The 18835-nt window shown below is 34.1% G+C and carries 18 protein-coding genes; 16 read left to right on the top strand and 2 right to left on the bottom strand.

Translation table 11 applies throughout. The annotated features are described in order from the left end of the window. Nucleotides 1-82: 82 nt before the first annotated feature. The 14 genes from T335_RS0110835 (at nt 83) to ybaK (ending at nt 12311) form a co-directional block, all read left to right on the top strand. Nucleotides 83-400: a hypothetical protein gene (locus T335_RS0110835; protein ID WP_026477569.1), complete on the top strand. Its 318-nt coding sequence runs from the start codon at nt 83-85 to the stop codon at nt 398-400. After that, nucleotides 384-1223, top strand: coding sequence for a bifunctional DNA primase/polymerase (locus T335_RS0110830; RefSeq protein ID WP_026477568.1), 840 nt, complete (start codon nt 384-386; stop codon nt 1221-1223). The genes T335_RS0110835 and T335_RS0110830 overlap by 17 nt, the downstream gene beginning before the upstream one ends. After that, nucleotides 1220-2698: a hypothetical protein gene (locus T335_RS0110825; protein WP_051569266.1), complete on the top strand. Its 1479-nt coding sequence runs from the start codon at nt 1220-1222 to the stop codon at nt 2696-2698. The genes T335_RS0110830 and T335_RS0110825 overlap by 4 nt, the downstream gene beginning before the upstream one ends. A gap of 254 nt (nt 2699-2952) precedes the next feature. Then, nucleotides 2953-3099: a hypothetical protein gene (locus T335_RS22295; RefSeq protein ID WP_156943673.1), complete on the top strand. Its 147-nt coding sequence runs from the start codon at nt 2953-2955 to the stop codon at nt 3097-3099. A 98-nt stretch (nt 3100-3197) separates the two neighbouring features. After that, a complete protein-coding gene (locus T335_RS20465) occupies nt 3198-4769 on the top strand; it encodes a recombinase family protein (protein WP_034328294.1) in 1572 nt (523 codons plus the stop codon). Then, nucleotides 4769-5182: a L,D-transpeptidase family protein gene (locus T335_RS20460; protein WP_084281208.1), complete on the top strand. Its 414-nt coding sequence runs from the start codon at nt 4769-4771 to the stop codon at nt 5180-5182. The genes T335_RS20465 and T335_RS20460 overlap by 1 nt, the downstream gene beginning before the upstream one ends. A 505-nt stretch (nt 5183-5687) precedes the next feature. After that, nucleotides 5688-6734 carry a threonine aldolase family protein gene (locus T335_RS0110810; protein ID WP_026477566.1) on the top strand — a complete coding sequence of 349 codons (1047 nt, stop codon included), beginning with the start codon at nt 5688-5690 and terminating at the stop codon, nt 6732-6734. 174 nt (nt 6735-6908) lie between these two features. Further along, nucleotides 6909-7484, top strand: a complete 576-nt coding sequence (locus T335_RS0110805; RefSeq protein WP_026477565.1) for a LemA family protein — start codon at nt 6909-6911, stop codon at nt 7482-7484. Further along, entirely contained in the window at nt 7474-8220 is a 747-nt protein-coding gene (locus T335_RS0110800; protein WP_051569264.1) for a TPM domain-containing protein, read from the top strand. Before T335_RS0110805 ends, T335_RS0110800 begins: the two co-directional genes overlap by 11 nt. Before the next feature lie 245 nt (nt 8221-8465). Continuing rightward, nucleotides 8466-8981, top strand: a complete 516-nt coding sequence (locus T335_RS0110795) for a hypothetical protein (protein ID WP_026477563.1) — start codon at nt 8466-8468, stop codon at nt 8979-8981. Between the two features lie 374 nt (nt 8982-9355). Further along, nucleotides 9356-9604 carry a hypothetical protein gene (locus T335_RS20455; RefSeq protein ID WP_034328292.1) on the top strand — a complete coding sequence of 83 codons (249 nt, stop codon included), beginning with the start codon at nt 9356-9358 and terminating at the stop codon, nt 9602-9604. Next, entirely contained in the window at nt 9604-9966 is a 363-nt protein-coding gene (locus tag T335_RS20450; RefSeq protein WP_034328290.1) for a spore coat protein, read from the top strand. The genes T335_RS20455 and T335_RS20450 overlap by 1 nt, the downstream gene beginning before the upstream one ends. 242 nt (nt 9967-10208) lie before the next feature. Further along, the gene (locus T335_RS0110780; protein ID WP_034328288.1) at nt 10209-11588 is read left to right on the top strand and encodes an MATE family efflux transporter; all 1380 of its coding nucleotides are present in this window, start codon (nt 10209-10211) and stop codon (nt 11586-11588) included. 246 nt (nt 11589-11834) lie between these two features. Beyond that, nucleotides 11835-12311, top strand: a complete 477-nt coding sequence (gene ybaK, locus T335_RS0110775) for a Cys-tRNA(Pro) deacylase (RefSeq protein ID WP_026477561.1) — start codon at nt 11835-11837, stop codon at nt 12309-12311. 89 nt (nt 12312-12400) lie between these two features. Here ybaK and T335_RS0110770 read toward each other — a convergent pair whose 3' ends face one another. Continuing rightward, a complete protein-coding gene (locus tag T335_RS0110770) occupies nt 12401-14122 on the bottom strand; it encodes an ABC transporter ATP-binding protein (RefSeq protein WP_330371223.1) in 1722 nt (573 codons plus the stop codon). 374 nt (nt 14123-14496) lie between these two features. Here T335_RS0110770 and asnB point away from each other — a divergent pair, with 374 nt between their 5' ends. Beyond that, on the top strand, nt 14497-16338 hold the full coding sequence (gene asnB, locus T335_RS0110765; protein WP_026477559.1) for an asparagine synthase (glutamine-hydrolyzing): 1842 nt from the start codon (nt 14497-14499) through the stop codon (nt 16336-16338). An 85-nt stretch (nt 16339-16423) separates the two neighbouring features. Here asnB and T335_RS20445 read toward each other — a convergent pair whose 3' ends face one another. After that, nucleotides 16424-18208, bottom strand: coding sequence for a serine hydrolase (locus T335_RS20445; protein ID WP_051569263.1), 1785 nt, complete (start codon nt 18206-18208; stop codon nt 16424-16426). Nucleotides 18209-18539: 331 nt separating this feature from the next. Here T335_RS20445 and T335_RS0110755 point away from each other — a divergent pair, with 331 nt between their 5' ends. Beyond that, nucleotides 18540-18812 carry a cupin domain-containing protein gene (locus T335_RS0110755; RefSeq protein ID WP_034328286.1) on the top strand — a complete coding sequence of 91 codons (273 nt, stop codon included), beginning with the start codon at nt 18540-18542 and terminating at the stop codon, nt 18810-18812. The last annotated feature ends 23 nt before the right edge of the window (nt 18813-18835 follow it).

Below are 18835 nucleotides of genomic sequence, written 5' to 3'. Positions count from 1 at the left end.
TTGAAAAATAGCACCCTTATATATAGAGGGATAAAAACCGTTCTAATTAGAGCGGTTTTTCCTTTTGAAAGGGGTGAAAAAGATGCATATAGTAGAAGCAGTTTTAACATACAGGCCTTTTGGTATTGATGAAAATGCTGAATCTATTGCAATTGGAAAAACAGCAGAGGTAAGTGTGCTAAGAGTATTACGGGACGATTTGATAAAAAAAGCAATAGATGAAGCCATTTTCTGGGAAGACATTGATGCAGGTATAGCAGCTATGCGTCAAGCAGAGGCAGAGAAACTAATAAGAATCTTCCAACTCATATTGCCTGATGAAGAATTAAAAGGAGAATTAAAATTAGTCAAAGGGAACCAAGAAAAACAAAGGGGAGATAGAAATGAGAAAGAGGAATAATGTGTGGAGTGCCTTGGATTATGCTAACAAGGGCTGGTCAGTTGTGCCACTGCACACCCCTACTAAAGAAGGGTGTTCATGTACAATGAAGTGGAATTGCAAGAGTAAAGGAAAACACCCCAGGACCCAAAATGGGTTAAAGGATGCAACGACTAACGAATATTTGATTAGAAAGTGGTGGAAAGATTGGCCAGATGCAAACATCGGAATTGTAACTGGTGATGTATCTGGACTTATTGCAATCGACATCGATCCAAGACATGGTGGAGATGATTCTTTAGAAGAATTGATTTATACCAATGAGAGATTACCAGATACAGTCGAATCATTGACAGGAGGAGGTGGGAGACATATTTTATTTAAATGTAGAGGGGATAGCATTAAATCCACAGTAAATATATTACCTGGCATAGACATTAGGGGTGATGGGGGATATATAGTTGCACCACCAAGTCTACATGTTAGCGGGGATTTTTACCAGTGGGAGTTATCCTCTCATCCAGATAACACAGACATTGCCGATTTACCAAAATGGCTATTTAGAATTCTAAATAGATCCAAACATAAATCTAAAAGAGATACTCAAAAATGGAGGGATTTAGTATTATACGGAGTTAAAGAAGGAGAGCGGAATATGGCTGTCACCTCTCTTACAGGGCACCTTTTAGCACATAGGATTGACCCAGTTATTACCTACCAATTGATATATTGTTGGAATCAAATCTGTAATGAACCACCTCTTCCTAATGATGAATTAAAAAGGGTAGTCGACTCAATTGCTGGTCGTGAACTAGAAAAAAGGGCAAAGGTAGGCAAAAAATGAAGGACATAGCTAGTGTTCCAGAAAATATAATAAGGCTTGAAAAACATGAGGAAGAGGAAAGAGAGCTGAAAAAGACACAAACTGAAATATTAATTGAGTTAGCATCTAAAGTTGAATTATTTCAAACACCAGATAAAGAAGTGTATGCACGAATACCAGTAAAAGATCACTATGAAGTCTATAATGTTTTATCAAAGAGCTTTAAAAATTGGTTGATAATAAAATATTATGAAATACATACGAAACCTCCTAACAAACAATCAATTTTAGACACAATAGGTTACCTTGAGTCAAAAGCAATGTTTGAAGGAACGGTAAAAAGAGTATTTGTTCGGGTAGCTAGCACAGAAAATGCCATTTATATTGACTTAGGAGATGATACGTGGAGGGCGGTGGAAATTACTACGAGAGGATGGAGAGTGACTTCAAATTACCCTGTGTGTTTTAAAAGAACAGGTGGTATGGCGGCTTTGCCAAATCCAACATCAGGAGGGAATATAGAAGAGTTAAGACAGTTTATTAACTGTGCTAATGAAAGAGTCTGGCGATCAATAGTTGCATGGTTATTATCTGCATTAAGATCTAATGGACCTTTTCCTCTATTAATAATACAAGGAGAACAAGGTAGTGCAAAAAGTACCACCACCAAAATATTGCGTTCTTTAATTGATCCTTCCTCAGTACCTCTTTGTACAGCACCTAAAAATGAGCAAGACCTAATAATTAGGGCATATAATACTTGGGTTTTAGCGTTAGACAATTTATCAGGGTTGTATCATTGGGTTTCAGATGCTTTATGTAGATTATCAACAGGTGGTGGTTTTGCTACTAGGTCATTGTTTACCAACGATGAGGAAAAACTTTTCTACGTAATGAGACCAGCTATACTTAACGGTATAGACGATATTGCAACAAGACAGGATTTATTAGATCGTACGATAGTAATTTATCTTAAATCAATTCCTGAAGAACTAAGAAGAGATGAAGCTAGTTTTTGGAAAGAGTTTGAAGCTGCTAAGCCTAGAATTTTAGGAGCTCTATATACTTTGATTAGTAGTGCTTTAAGAAATTTACCTGGTGTTAAATTAAAAAGGTTACCTAGGATGGCAGACTTTGTTCTATGGATAACAGCGGCTGAAACAACTTTAGGTTGGGAGCCTAATAGCTTTCAATTAGTTTATGAGGAAAACCGTAAACGAACTATAGAAGTGGGCTTAGAGTCAGATCCAGTGGCAATGGCTATATTGGAATTGGCAGAAAACAATGGCGAGTGGACTGGCACTGCCACAGAGCTAGTAGAGTGTCTTAGTCGTTTTGTCCCTCACAGAGTAAGTCACTCTAGAAAATGGCCTACAAATAGGAGTATAAAAAATAGGCTTACAAGACTTAATCCAGCACTGAAGGTTGTGGGAATTGAAGTAGAGACCTTTAGAGCAAATAATGGACGCATGTTTGTAATTAGAAAAATATCGTAATTATCTACACAGATTGCAGTAAAGCTTTAAATCAAGCTATTAACCAGTGACGTAGAATGACTATAAGGTTACGATAAGTTGTGGTCTTGACCCAGCATTATAGAGCTTTTCATGACGGTAGTGACGATAATTACGATATTATAATTGATTAGATATAGTTTTATTATCTGAGATTACGTTCATATAAGCTATATAGTAATTTCTAATACTACCCATGCATAAGTTAATATTAGTAATGTTTAGGTGGGGATACAATGAGCAAACAAAGCAATGCACCTTTGGGTGAAAGCAACATCTCCACAAAAGATAAAGAAGGGATAGAGATTATTTCTATATATAGTGATAATGGGAAAACCCTACAAGAGATACTAGAGGAAATCGTAAAGATTACCATTAATTAGCGAGGTTAATTACTTTGAAACTACCTGTCATTACTTTATAATTGTGGTATACGACAGGTAGTTATCTATTAAACGGACAAGGATAAGGGGGTTATAAGTTGTTAGGTTTAATAGATGGCTATGATAATAGGATTTTTAATGTAGGGGTTTATGTTAGATTATCTAGAGAGGACCTTGATGCAACTGAGTCTGAGAGTATAAAAAATCAAAAGGATTACCTTACAAGGTATGTAATAGAGAATGGTTGGAATTTAGTAGAGGTCTATTGTGATGATGGCTATTCAGGGACAAATTTTGATAGACCTAGCTTTCAGCGGTTAATTGAAGATATTGAAAGTAAGAGAATCAACATGGTAATAACAAAGGACCTATCTAGATTAGGAAGAGATTACATTGGTACAGGACATTACTTAGAAAGGTACTTTCCAGAGCACAATGTAAGGTATATCGCAGTAAATGATGGAATTGACACCTTTAACGAATCAAGTAACAATGATATGAGTCCCTTCAGGTCGGTTATTAATGATATGTATGCAAAGGATATATCTAAAAAAGTGCGATCAGTTATGGATGCTAAAAGGAACAATGGAGAATTTATTGGTGCGTTCGCTCCATATGGATATGCAAAGGACCCACAGGATAAAAGTAAATTAATCATTGATAAAGAGGTAGCACCGATTATTGTAAGAGTCTTTGAAATGTATCTACAGGGCCACGGGTACTCACATATCTGCCATGTATTTAATGATGAAGGGATACTATCCCCAGCTGCTTATAAGGCTCAGAAAACAAAGTATAAGAACCCAAAATCAAAGCTTGGCCTTTGGACCCATGAAACAATAAAGAGGATACTAACCAATCCTACCTATGCAGGAAACTTGACTCAAAACAGATCTAAAAAGATCAACTATAAGGTAAAGAAGTTAAAGGCAATATCTAAGAATAATTGGATAACGGTTAAAGGCACCCACGAACCAATTATTCCTGCAGAAAAGTTTGAATTGGTACAGCAGATGATTAATAAAAAGGTTAGTAATGAGTACTCCACAGAAAAATCAAAGCACATGTTGTCTGGTTTAATATTTTGTGGGGATTGTGGAGAAAGAATGACCTTTACCAAGACAGCCAAGGGTACCAGCTATTGCATATGTTCAAAGTACAAGAGATTTAAAAAGTGCTCTAGACATTCATTTTTAGAGGAAGGACTAGAAAAACATGTACTAGATGAACTGAAACAAATATCTAAGTATGCTATTGACAAAGAGAAGTTACTTAAGATAGCACAGGATAAGAGCAACAACACTAAGGGTAATAAGCTAGAGGATGATATAGCTCAAATCAATAATCGACTTACTGAAATAAAAAGGGTTATTAAAAACCTCTATGAAGATAAACTAAAGGGTATTATATCAGAACTGGATTTCATTGATCTTACTCAGGATTATAATAAAGAGCGAGAGCAGCTCAATAAGCGCCTAAACAATCTTGATGTAACTAGAAAAGAATTAGCACAGCATAACAGTGAAACAGATAGGCTAATTACACTGGTGCAGGATATTGCTAGCTTCGATAATATAAGTAAAGCAATCATAGCAAAATTGGTTGATAAAATAGAAATATTTGAAGAACAGAAGATCGTAATACACTATAAATTTAAAAAGCCGTTTTAATGAGTACCAAAATCAACGCGGGGTGGGGTACCTACGGAATACACGGAACAAACAAACCAAACTCTATTGGTTTTGATGCTTCAGCAGGTTGTATACGGATGAGAAACGAAGATGTAGAGGACTTGTATAAATATGTAAAGCATGGTACACCTGTGGCAATCATAAATGGTGTCTTTGGCCCCTTTGGGTACGGATTAAATGTAATAAAACCTGGAGACTTTGGGGCAGATGTGTTAGAAGTTCAAAGAAGGCTTAAAGCATTAGGCTATTACAATGTAGAGTACTTTGATGGTAAGTACGGGCCCATGATGGAAAATGCGTTATATCAGTTTCAAAAAGATAATGGTTTGCCTAAAAACCCTACTATTACCCATGAAACACTAAAGGCATTAGGAATTACGATTATGGAGTAGCTATTTGATCTTTACACACCAGGTGAATTTATTGATAACATCGATACATTTACAGGAGCTACAGTTCGAGCTAACAAGGTTCTTTCTGCCATTAGAGATGGATTAAACAGAGGAATTTACTAGAACAAAAGTAGATTAATAGTTATAAATTAGAAAGGACTGGGCTAAGTACTCAGTTCTTTTTTATATAGTAAAATATAGATTAAAGCACTAAAACAATAGGATTAATGAGAAAAAACTACATAGTGTGCTATAATTATTATAATAATATATCAGAAACTCAGTTCTAAATAGTTTTAAATAATTTGGGTTTTGAAGGAAAGGGTTTTGGCAATTAAATTAAAAAGGCCATTAAAGTAGTGTCAATAATAAAAGTGTTTGATCTAAGAGAGAAACTAGTTAATGGACATATAGAGAGTATGAAAGGAAACGGTATGATGTTGTTAGATATAAGGTAGACCTGACAAAAATTTATATAAAACCTAATCAATAAGGAGAGAATGCCATGCAACAAGAAAATAAAAAAGTCACCTACAGCTTCAAAAACGACTATAGTGAAGGCGCCCACCCTAATATTTTACAGGCCTTGGTGGCCAGTAACCTAGAGCAGCAAGATGGATATGGAGAAGACCAATACTGTCATGCAGCTATAGAAACTATAAAAGAAAAGCTACAAGACCCCAATGTAGATATTCACTTTGTATCAGGTGGCACACAGGCTAATCTAATTGTTATATCATCAATATTAAGACCCTATGAATCGGTGATTGCTGCCGATACAGGTCACATCAGTACCCATGAAACAGGTGCAATTGAAGCCACTGGTCATAAGGTAAACACCATAGATGTAAAGGATGGAAAACTATCCCCAAAGAAAATTAAAAACCTGCTAGACCTACATACTGATGAACATATGGTAAAACCAAGAATGGTGTATATCTCCAACACAACAGAAGTAGGGACCATCTACAAGAAACAAGAACTAAAAGACCTACATCAGTTCTGCCGAGAAAATGATCTTTTACTATTTTTAGACGGAGCACGTTTAGGCTCTGCTCTTTGTTCATCTGAAAATGATCTAACTTTAGCAGAAATTGTAAAGCTAGTAGATGTCTTTTATATAGGAGGAACAAAAAACGGTGCATTGATTGGAGAAGCAATCGTCATTAGCAATGAAGCGTTAAAAACCAACTTCAGATTTAACATGAAACAAAAAGGGGCATTGTTAGCCAAAGGTAGATTACTTGGAATCCAGTTTTTAGAATTATTTAAAGAAGACCTATTTTTTCAACTGGGGAACCATGCAAATCAAATGGCATTGAAACTTAGCGAAAATATAATAGAACTGGGATACCAATTACTAACCCCACCCCAATCTAATCAGATCTTTCCAATACTGCCCAACAAGACTATAGAAAAATTAAAAGAGAATTACGCCTTCTATGTGTGGAGCAAGATAGATGAAGAAACCTCCGTCATAAGACTAGTCACCTCATGGGCAACAAAAGAAACAGCTGTGGAAGCATTTATAGAAGACCTAAAGAAAATCTAAAGAAGATCTAAAGAACATTTAATGATTTAATTTTTAATGACAAAAAAAGAAAAGTCTAGAAACCGAAGCGTTATTTCGTTGTTTCTAGGCTTTTTTATCTCTAAAGAAATACTTTGTTTAAAGATGGAAGCATATAGTATAGAGTGAGTCATAAAAGTAGATAGGAGGGGTTAAATGAAAACATCCATAAAAGTTTTAATTGTTGTAGGAATCATCCTACTGTTACTAGTAGTTAGTGTAGTTGGTAGTTACAATGGTCTAGTAGAGAAACGGGAAGTTGTCGATATAGCCTTAAGTCAAATAGACAATCAATTACAGCGTAGAAACGACCTTATCCCTAATCTTGTAGAAACAGTAAAGCGATATGCTTCCCATGAAGAAGAAATATTTACAGATATAGCAGAAGCAAGGGCAAAGTTAGCTGGGGCAGGAAACATCTCAGAGCAAGCAGAGGCAGATGCCGCATTGGGTGGAGCCTTGTCTAGATTGATTGCCATTGCAGAAAATTATCCAAACCTCAAAGCAAACCAAAACTTTATCCAGTTACAAGATGAGTTAGCTGGCACAGAAAATAGAATTGCTACAGCACGAAGGGACTATAATGAATCAGCGAGAATTTATAATACAAAAATTCGTAAATTTCCTACAGTAATCTACGCTGGTATGTTTGGATTTGAAAAGGTGGATTATTTTGAAGCATCAGATGAAGCTCGACAAGTACCGAATGTAGGTGGTCTATTTGGTAATTAGATCAAGAAGGACCTTTTGTGGGTTAGTATTAACATTACTATTATTGGGGTTATTAAGTATACAGACATGGGCTACAAGTTATCCATCTCCTACTAGGGAGTTTTACGTAAATGACTATGCCCACGTTTTAAGTACTTCTGTAAAACAGCATATTATATCTATTGCGACAGATTTAGAGAGAGCTACAACCGCACAAGTTGTCGTTGTAACAGTAGAAAATATTGAAAATCAATCGTTAGAAGAATATTCTTTGGGTTTATTTAGAGAGTGGGAAATAGGGAACCAACAAGATGATAATGGACTATTAATATTTTTGGATATTGGAGGAAGACAATCACGAATCGAAGTAGGTTTTGGCTTAGAAGGAGCTTTGCCAGATGGAAAAACAGGACGAATTCAAGATAATTATATGATACCTTACTTTCAAAATGGAGACTATAGTAAAGGAATTATGGAGGGATTTAACGCTCTTGTTAATGAGATTTATCTAGAATACGGTATTAACAACGACCAACTAAATCCTTTAGCTAAAGCCACAATATCACCTATCTTTGTGGTAATTGGTCTGCTACTAATTGTTCCTCTTATCATTTTAGATTTTAAGTTCACAGGAGGGGCCTTCACCTATATGTTCATCAGAATGGCCAGTAGAGGAAATCGCTCTTCAGGAAGAGGAATTAGACCATCAGGTAGAGGCGGAAGTGGAGGAGGGGGTGGCAGTTCCCGCAGGTTTTAATCAAAAGATAGCTCTTTCATAAAATAACTGAGGAAATTGCAGCATCCCATAAATCTAAATTTATATTTCTTTTATGCAATTTCCTCAACTATATAAATATGATAATTTAAGAGGATAGAATATATCCTCTTTTTTCAATTCTATTACGTTTCAAATCAAGTATTATGGTACGTAGTATTTAATAGCTGCATATATTAGATATAGTGACTATAGTGTGGTTTATTAAATGGTTAGGAGGGGATGTCATGTCATCTAAAATGATAGTAAAGCTAGGTTTCAAGTTGGCAATAGTCTATTCTGTTATCATTAGTTCTTTTAATTTGATCACAGAAGGTACATTATACATAATTGTAAATAGGTTAAATGAAAATAACTTATTTAATCCTTCCCCAATGGAAAGCGTATTAATAGGTCAGGTAATAATTATTCTTGTTGGCTTAATTGTCTATTATTATATTGAGGTTAGTATTAATAAGGACACAAAGAAATTAAGTATTCTAGATTCCATCCTATTATCACAATATAGGCCGATTTTTAATGCATTTCTTGGAATACTAGTTATCGTAAAGACCATTGTTCTCTTGATCACTTTATTCAGTAATGGGATGTACTACCATCCACTAGTAGAATTCATTTCCCTAGAAGGATATGAGGATAGTACATTAATGTTCTCAAACTACATTTTAAGGATAATAGTTAGTGCAATTCAGGGATCAGTGGGATTAATCTTACTAACAGGATTTAAGTTTGAAAAAAAGTAAGTTAATTTTAGTAATCAGTAGTGTTTTGTCAAAATGTTGTCGAATATAAAAATTTCCGGGGAAATAACGCATATAAAAGAGAATAGACATGATATTAGTTTTTAAACGCCAAAGATTCATAGTTTTGAGTTAGCGTAACAGATTAATCTAAGGATTATTTTAATGTTATTTAAGTACTAGAAACTGTATTTAATTCAAACCCAATGATGAATATAACTAGAAACTATAACTAGAAACTTAATATTAAATACATAATAAGATGCTTCTATAATACCTTCTTAATAAAATTGAAAAATATACCATTACAATATAGATAGATATATTTTAAAAAATGGAGAAACTACTTGAGAAGTATGTTATGAAGGAGGATATTAATGAAAAATATTGCATCTAAGGAATTAAACTATCTGAAGGACTTTTTATCATGGGAATTGTTAAGTTTTAAAAAAAGTTATCAGTATGCTCAGCAAGAAACAAATCCCCAAAGAAAACAAATGCTTCTGGAAACAACGAAAGTACATCAGCAAAATTATATGGATCTATTGAATTATGCTAACCAAGTTAACACCATGCAAAATGGTATGAATATGGGGAATAATAATCAAGGGGGTCAGATGAACTAATGAATACAGAGCAGTTAATTACATCAAAGGCAGGGGTGTCTAAAATAGGAAAGACAGTTTCAAATGAATTACCCCAAGTTAAGGATGCTAATATAAATGTTAGAGATCAATTGAATGATATACTTTTGATGGAAAAGCATAACTTAGTAAGTTATCAAATTGGAATCAATGAAATGATTGATGATCAGTTACGTCAAATTGTTATCAATAATAGAGATCGCTTACAACAAGTCCATACTCAATATTTTAATGAACTTTTCAACTTAGGAGAATATCAAGCTAACATTGCTACTAAAGTAGAAATACAAGATTTAGTAGATATTTTTACTGGATATCAATCTCAGTTTCCTTTACAACAATAATATTCAATTGAAATAGATGGCGAGGGATATTAAAGCACTTAATCCTTCGCCATTGCTTATTTCTTCTGTTAATACCACTACATCAGTAATAAGATACCAATAAAAATGCCCCAATTATAAGTTCTAGTCTATAAAAAAAATTATGAGAAAATAATCTAATAATTATATTGAAATGTACTACTATAAAACCGTATAATTAGTAGGGTAATAAATATTTCGAGAGTAGAAAGAGGTATCTCATCATGATTAAAACGAACTTAACAGAAGGAAATATTTCAAATGTACTTTTAAAGCTTGCTCTGCCGATTATGGGAACTTCCTTTGTTCAAACAGCCTATAACTTAACCGATATGTTTTGGGTTGGGAAACTTGGAAGTAATGCAGTTGCTGCTGTTGGTACTGCTGGCTTCTTTACATGGCTATCTATGGCTTTTATTTTTATTTCAAAAATAGGTGCAGAAGTGGGTGTTGCCCAGGCAGTAGGTAGAGACGATATTAAAGAAGCTAGAAGTTATATAAAAAGTGCTATACAAATTAATGTGTTATTAGCATTACTTTATGGTGGTAGTCTAATGCTATTTAGGAATCCATTAATTCAATTTTTTGGAATTGAAGATTCAAATGTAGTAAGTCAAGCAGTAGGTTACTTATCCATTATAGGGTTTGGAATGATTTTTGGTTTTATTAATCCAGTGTTTACAGCCATACTCAATGGATCGGGAAATAGTAAAACACCTTTTAAAATAAATGTTATTGGTCTTTTGATCAATATGACCCTTGACCCCCTTTTAATTTTAGGGATAGGACCTTTTCCAGCCTTAGGGGTTAAAGGTGCGGCAATCGCAACAGTTTTTTCACAAATGATGGTATCTTTAATATTTATTTCCACCATCAGAAAAGACCCAGAACTCTTTAGAGGACTCAATTTATTGAAGCTATCAGGAGAAACGAAAGTTAAAGAAATTAGTAGACTAGGGTTAGCGCCAGCTGTACAGAGTGGATTATTTACTGTATTTGCAATGTTTATAGCTAGAATTGTGGCAGATTGGGGTTCAATTCCAGTTGCAGTACAAAGAATTGGAAGTCAAGTAGAAGCTATTTCATGGATGACCGCAGGAGGATTTTCTACTGCAATTAGTGCTTTTACAGGTCAAAATTACGGTGCTGAGAAGTGGGATCGTATTAAGAAGGGTTATTATAAAGCAGTTACCTTAGCAGGAGGCGTAGGAATTTTTGCCACTCTATTATTGATTTTTGGTGGAGAAGCAATATTTAGACTCTTCCTAGCAGAAGAAGAAGCGGTACGAATGGGGATAGACTACCTTCGCATATTAGGTTATTCTCAAATATTTATGTGTGTTGAGATTACAACAGGTGGAGCCTTCAATGGAATGGGAAAAACTGTACCTCCTTCTGTTGTGGGGATTTTCTTCAATGCTCTTCGTATACCTTTGGCCATTATATTATCTTCAATGGACAGTTTAGGGTTAAATGGCGTATGGTGGAGTATCAGTTCAACTAGTATTTTTAAAGGTATCGTTCTCGTAATTTGGTTTATGATCGTACTAACCACTCACCTTGCCGCTAAGAAGGAAAACAACTTAATTGTAGAATCGGTATAGAATAAAGTTAGCTATCATATGGTTGAAGATAGAATAAAGATAGTAATAAATCCGTTGTTAATACAACGGATTTATTACTATCTATCGCTAAAATAATTAGGTTGTTTTATGGGACTTATTTCTATGAGAAATATAATTAATTTCTTATTTCTTATAATCCCTTATAAAAATCTATTATTAAGAAGGATTTATTGCGTAAAAAAGCAAAAATACTTTATAAGGTTAGATATGAGAGGAAGTGGAGATGTGAAAAAGACCAATGCAGCAAGAATATTAGACAAAAATAAAATCAAATATACACTATTAGAATATGAAGTTGATGAAGGGGATTTAAGTGCAGAAAATGTAGCAGCTAAAGTAGAGGTACCACTAGAGGAAATCTTTAAAACCTTAGTGGCTAGAGGTGACAAAACAGGTATTATTGTAGCCTGTGTTCCGGGGGGAGAAGAACTTAACTTGAAGGCTTTAGCTAGTATAAGCGGTAATAAAAAAGTGGAAATGGTACCCTTAAAGGAAATTCTACAACTAACAGGCTATATAAGAGGTGGTGTTTCGCCAATAGGAATGAAGAAAAGTTACCCTACATATTTCCATAAGTCGATAGAGAACTTTCCAAAAATTTTAATTAGCGCGGGAGTAAGGGGTTGTCAGATTGCCCTTAATCCATCAGATCTAATTAAAATTGTAAATGGAAAGATTGGAGAACTGACTGTAGAAAGTTAGAATGAAAGCTATTAGTTACATTTATTTACATTAAATTAATTAAGAAATTAGATTTAAGCATTAAAAAAGGAGTTAAAGAACTCCTTTTTTTAAACAGCCCTATCAAATTGTGACTGATAAAGTCTGGAATATACTCCCTTATCGTCTTGTAGCAACTCTTCATGGGAACCTTCTTCCACAATGCCGTCTTCAGTCAGAACCATAATTCGATCAGCATGACGAATTGTAGCTAGACGATGGGCAATTACTAGAGTTGTTCTACTTTGAGATAGCTGGTGGAAAGATTCCTGAATAACTTTTTCAGTTTCATTATCTAAAGCAGATGTTGCTTCATCTAAAATTAAGATGGGTGGATTCTTTAAAAAGATTCTTGCTATGGATAGTCTTTGTTTTTGACCACCAGAAAGCTTCACCCCTCGCTCACCAATATAAGTATCATAACCCTTTTCTAAAGACATAATAAAATCATGGGCATTTGCCATTTTTGCTGCTTCAATAATTTCTTCATCGGTGGCCCCGATCTTACCATAAGAAATGTTTTCTCGAATTGTTCCCGAGAAAAGAAAAACATCCTGCTGTACAATTCCGATATTGTTTCTTAAAGATTTTTGAGTGAATTGTCTAATATCAGTATCATCAATTTTAATACTTCCATCGTCTATTTCGTAAAAACGGGGAATCAAACTACAGAGGGTGGTCTTTCCTGCACCAGAAGGCCCTACAAAAGCAACGGTTTCTCCAGCTTTGATATTAAGGTTAAGACCAGATAATACATTTCCTAAATTATTATAGCTAAAGCTCACTTTTTCAAATGCTATGTGTCCTTTAAGTCTTCCGGCTTCTTTAGCTGTAGGTAAATCAACTATGTCAGGGTGAATATCTAATATTTCAGTAAAGCGATTAAATCCAGCAACTCCCCTTTGTAAATTTTCTATAAGGGCAGTAATTCTTCTAATAGGTTGAAGAAACATCGAAACAAAGAGGATAAAGCTTAATAAGTCTCCATAGTTCATTCTGCCATGATAAATAAATACTCCACCAACAATTAAAACAACTAAATTAATAAAATTAGATAAGAAATGGATACCTGAAAAAAAGTGGGCCATTACTTTGAAGGCATTTTCTCTAGATATTCTAAATTTTGAATTTCCCTTCTCAAACTTCTCCTTCTCATAACCTTCATTTGTAAAGGATTTGACAACACGAACACCAGAAAGACTGTCTTCTACTTGAGCATTAATGTCGGCAATTTTTAGTCGCATATCTTTAAAGGCTATTTTCATTTGTTTGTTCTTTAATATTGCAAAGATAAGCATAATAGGAATAATTGAATATACAATTAAAGTAAGCTGCCAATTGATTCGTAACATAATAATAAATGAACCAAGTAAAGTAACAGAAGCTATAAAAATATCTTCTGGTCCGTGATGGGCTAATTCAGAAATTTCATTTAGATCATTTACTAAACGAGACATAATATGACCAACTTTAGTATTGTCAAAATAGTTAAAGGATAATTTTTGAATATGACTAAATAAATCTTTTCTCATATCATATTCCATTCTAACTCCTAAGACATGGCCATAATAGTCGACAATATAGTTCAGAATAGCTCTAACAATATAGAGAATCAGTAAGCCTGCACCTATTTTCAATAAAAGCTCTAGATCCATAGCCGGTAAAATTTCATTTGTAATTTTCCTTGCTGCCATAGGGAAAACCAAATCTAGAGCAGCCATAAGGAAGGCACATCCAAAACTTAAAAAGAACAACGGCAGATGATTTTTGTAATACTTAATAAAACGTTTCATAATTTCTTTACTCCTTTTATATAATTTAATACTTCGACACCCTAACTAAAACATTATATCATATAATTAAGATAATTAAAAATATTACTAGCTTTTTAAGGAGGAAATATCATAATACCTTAACCATTAATTATATTCACTAATATAAAAATGATAGCCAAGTTACTTTTAAAGAAAGTTATCATTTTATCTTAGACAGATCTAAGTTAAGTAGAGGATTCCCATCATTAATAAGCCTGTAGAATAAAGGAAGCAGAAAGAAATTTAAAAAGGACAAACATTAATTGTATACTTTACACATATGTTGATATATGGCGAATAATTGCAGCTATAAAGACAGATACTTGTTTTTATATGGAAAAGGAGATGAAATTATGTGTGGTATAGTAGGGTGGGTTAACCTAAGAGAAGATTTAAGGGAAAAACACAAGATTATTGAAAATATGACAAGGGCCCTAGCAAATAGAGGTCCCGACGCAGAAGATTTTTATGTCCATCAAAATGTATTATTTGGACATCGTAGGCTAACTGTTGTTGACCCAGAAGGTGGAGCACAGCCAATGACAAGGCAATTAGAAGATAAAAGCTACACCATAGTATATAATGGAGAGCTTTATAATACGGAGGATCTCAGAAAAGAATTATTAGATGAAGGTTATAAATTTCAATCCTATTCAGATACTGAGGTACTGTTGACGGCATATATTGCATGGGGGCCCGAATGTATTAAAAAATTTAATGGTATATTTGCCTTTGGTATATGGGATGAATCAGAAAAAAGACTATTTATGGCACGAGATCCTTTAGGAGTAAAACCTCTTTTCTATACTCAGCTAGGTAATAATTTATTATTTTCATCAGAGCTAAAGGCTTTGTTAGAGCATCCATTAGTAGAACCAATTCTTGATGATGAGGGGTTAATGGAGTTATTTGGGCTAGGGCCAGCAAGATCTTTAGGTAGTGGTGTGTTTAAAAATATTTATGAAGTACCTCCTGCCTATAGTTTATTGTTAGATGAAACAGGCTGGAAACTGAATCGCTATTGGCAATTGGAAAGTCGTCCCCATAATGAAAATTTAGAGACTACTGTAGAACATACAAGAGAACTTCTAGTAGATGCCATAGAAAGACAGCTAGTTTCAGATGTGCCAGTGTGTACTTTTTTATCTGGAGGCTTAGATTCTAGTGCCATATCAGCCGTTGCAGCCAATGCTTTTAAAAGAGATGGCAAAGGACAGTTAAATACCTATTCAATAGATTACGAAGAAAACGAAAAATATTTTAAAGCCAATGAATTTCAACCTAATGCGGATAGTATGTGGGTAAAGAAAATGACACAATTTATCGGTTCAAAGCATCATAATATAGTCATAAATATTCCCCAATTAGTAGAGGCTTTAGATGAGGCAGTAAAAGCCAATGACCTACCAGGCATGGCCGATGTAGATTCTTCATTATACTTATTTTGTAAAGCTGTAAGAGAAAATGCCACTGTTGCTTTATCAGGAGAGTGTGCAGACGAAATTTTTGGTGGGTACCCTTGGTTTAGAAGACAAGAAGACATTCAGGCTAATACCTTCCCTTGGTCAAAGGCTACAAAAGAAAGAAAAATAATGTTAGGAGGGAACTTTAAAAGGTTACCCTTAGAAGAATATGTAGCAGCAAAATATGAAGATACTTTAAAGGAAGTACCTAGGTTAGAAGGAGAAACACCAGAAGTTCATCGTATGAGGGAAATATCCTTTCTTAATTTAAAATGGTTTATGATCACTCTATTAAATAGAAAAGATAGAATGAGTATGAGAAATGGCCTAGAAGTAAGGGTACCCTTTGCAGATCATCGATTAGTAGAATATGCGTGGAATATTCCCCTTGAGATGAAGTATTGTGATAATCGAGAAAAAGGATTGCTAAGGAGAGCTTTAGTAGACATATTACCTCAAGAAATTTTAGAACGCAAAAAAAGTCCGTATCCTAAAACCCACCATCCAGCATATCTAAAAGCAGTACAAAGGAAAATGAAAATGATCCTTCAAGATCCAAGTTCTCCTATATTAAAAATAATTGATAAGCATCATGCATGGGACTTAGTTAATACAGGTGGGTCTAGCTTTAAAAAGCCTTGGTTTGGGCAATTAATGACTGGGCCTCAGTTGTTGGCATATTTCATTCAAATAAATGAATGGATGAAAGAATATCGAGTTAAGATTAAATAGTAAAACCCATAATCTTGTATTAGATTATTTATAGCAATTGTATAATAAAGGGACCTCCATATTAGGAAGTCCCTTTTATACAAGATTATTGTATTTTTTCTGCTTTAAGTTGTAGCCCTGATTGGTGAAGAATAAAATAAGTAGGGTCATCTATATTATCGAATTCAATTGCAATACCAAACATTGGAGACTCATATGTTGTTACAGAGGTTGGAGCAAGCTCAATAGCAGGTTGGTCTTCCCCCTGAAGCATAAGAGATCCTTCATGAACAAAAATATCGATTTTTAATAGATCTTTAATTTCATAGCTACCAATATATTTATTTAACTGTTCTTCAGAGACTGTTACATAAGTGATTTCTTCTAAAGGCTCTACTTCTTTTCCATTAAGAATGCTGATAATATCACTCTTTATGCTTTGAAGATCTGCATAACCCTTATTAGTTAGAATGATAATTTGAACATCAGCATCAGTAAAAATAGCATTTTCACTGGTAAATCCTATTGTGTTACCACCGTGGGAAATTTCTTCACCTAGTTCACCTGTATTAATCATCCATCCGTAGGCATAGGGAACCATTAAATTCATATCTGGTGATTTACCAAATAATGTTTCTAGTCCTTTACCTGAAACAATGTCCCACCCTAATAAAGCAGAATTCCACTTGTAAAGGTCTTGGGCAGTAGAGGCTAAATAACCAGCTCCATAGGCCATATTTAATAACAACCTATCAATATGGTCTTCAACTACCTCTGTATGACCTGTATAACCTTTGGCCTCAACAAGCCTTTCTTCTAATCTATAGGCAATACTTGTATTTTTCATTCCAAGGGGAAGGAAGATATTTTCCGTCAGATACGTTTCCAGGGTTTTACCGGTGACTTCTTCAACAATTTCACCTAAAATAAGATAACCAGTATTAGAGTAGTTAAAATTTGTTCCTGGTTCAAAATCCAGTGGCTTATCTTTAATTAATGTCATCAGATATGGAAACGTTAATTCTGAAAGATCTTGTTCTAACATATTAGGTAATAAATCGGTATAATTAAAAAGTCCTGAAGTATGGGTTAGTAGTTGATGAATTGTGATTTCATCACCAAAAGGAACATTGTCTAAATATTTTGAAATAGTATCATCATAGGAAAGCTTGTTAACTTCAGCCAATTGAACTATAGCAGCTGCTACAAACTGTTTTGTAACTGAACCTATTGCGAAGTTGGTAGAATTAAAAGCATTAATTTTATTTTCGAAATCTGAATAGCCATAGGATCTGTCTAATAAAATCCTCCCACTATTAGATACTAAAATTTGACCAGAGAAGTTTCTATTTAGCTCTAGGCTGGTTAAATAAGATGCCAAAGCAGTTTTTATTTCTTCTTCTGGTGCTGTTAGGTCAGAAGATTCAAGGCTTAAAGCAGGGCTAATAAAGTTTACAGTACCGGCATCAATTTTTATCCTTGCCCCATATACATCACGAAAAAAATCTGATGGAACGTATAATCTAGAGTCAAATGTTTCAAAACTGTAGTTTATCTTCTTATTCACACCATTAATCATTACTGAGGCAGTCGTCGGGTTAAGATAGATACTACCTTTTTCGTTGGCAATTAAAGTGGTATTGCTAGAGGCATCCCAAAAAACCTCACCACCAAGGTTTTCAGCAATAAGCCGTAAGGGGTACATCGTCAAGCCATCTTGACCGACATAGAAATCGTAACCTGTCGTGATAAGGGGGCTACCATCTATTATAATTGATAAATTAGTTGGAGTAGATGGTATGGCCTTTTCAACACCACCGGCAAAGGTGGTAAATGTTGAAAAAATAATTAAAAGAATAGATAGTGATAGACACAAACGTCTTTTCTTCATTTTTGTTCCTCCCATATATTTTTTGCCTTCTAATTCTTCAGTTATGTTTTATTTAAATCTTTATGAAGAGAAGGAATATTTTATATATTATAACATTTAGGTAAATGATATACCAGTATTTAAAATTAAATGGATAATTTGGATATAGGTTAATAGAAACAGTCTAGAAAAGCAAATAAAAGGATAAAATTACATGATTATGATGGAGAAAAAGGCTTTATCATCCTAGGGTTTTTTTGTTATAATAGTAGTTAGTCCTTTTTACTATAGTAGTAATAGGATTTTATTATTTGATGAATACACAAAATGTAAAAATAATTGAGGTGTACTAATGGAAAAGATAGAAGTAAAAAAATTAACCCTACAGGAAGCAAAGGAGATGGAGGTCGACCTATGGAACCGTTGGCAGTGTGAGCCCAGTATCTTCGATTGGGAATATCCAGAAGAAGAGACAGCCTACTTCTATGAAGGGGAAGTAATCGTTACAACATCAGATGAAACTGTTCATATAACAGAAGGAATGCTAGTGACTTTTCCCAAGGGATTAAAATGCACCTGGGATGTAAAGAAGCATATTGACAAAGTATATACCTTTAACTTTTAAATAAATAAGTTATTTCAAAAACC

The organism is Alkaliphilus transvaalensis ATCC 700919 (assembly GCF_000621485.1).
Lineage (GTDB): Bacteria > Bacillota > Clostridia > Peptostreptococcales > Natronincolaceae > Alkaliphilus > Alkaliphilus transvaalensis.
This window is presented reverse-complemented; position numbering and strand designations above follow the sequence as displayed.